The organism is Flammeovirga agarivorans, from assembly GCF_012641475.1.
Taxonomy (GTDB): Bacteria; Bacteroidota; Bacteroidia; order Cytophagales; family Flammeovirgaceae; genus Flammeovirga; species Flammeovirga agarivorans.
Genome location: NZ_JABAIL010000134.1, coordinates 1 through 523 on the forward strand (window position 1 = coordinate 1; position 523 = coordinate 523).

The 523-nt window shown below is 57.4% G+C and carries 1 pseudogene; it reads left to right on the plus strand.

Features of this window, described 5'->3' with window-relative positions:
* Nucleotides 1-523 (plus strand): annotated as a pseudogene (locus tag HGP29_RS28620) (DNA topoisomerase 4 subunit B); the annotation flags it as partial.

Here is a 523-nt window from a genome sequence, read left to right on the forward strand (position 1 = left end):
CGTCCGGGCATGTATACCGACACCACTCGTCCTAACCATCTTGGTCAGGAAGTTATTGATAACAGTGTGGATGAAGCGCTGGCAGGCCACGCCAAACGCGTGGAAGTTATCCTTCATGCCGACCAGTCCCTGGAGGTCATTGACGATGGTCGTGGGATGCCGGTCGACATCCACCCGGAAGAGGGCGTGCCAGCGGTTGAGCTGATCCTCTGCCGGCTGCATGCGGGCGGTAAGTTTTCCAATAAAAACTATCAGTTTTCCGGCGGCCTGCACGGGGTGGGGATCTCGGTAGTCAACGCCCTGTCAAAACGCGTGGAGGTCAACGTGCGTCGCGACGGTCAGGTCTACAGCATCGCCTTTGAAAATGGTGAAAAAGTGGAAGACCTGCACGTCACCGGCACCTGCGGCAAACGCAATACCGGGACCAGCGTCCATTTCTGGCCGGACGAAAGCTTCTTCGACAGCCCGCGCTTTTCCGTTTCACGTCTGACCCACCTGTTAAAAGCGAAAGCGGTGCTGTGCC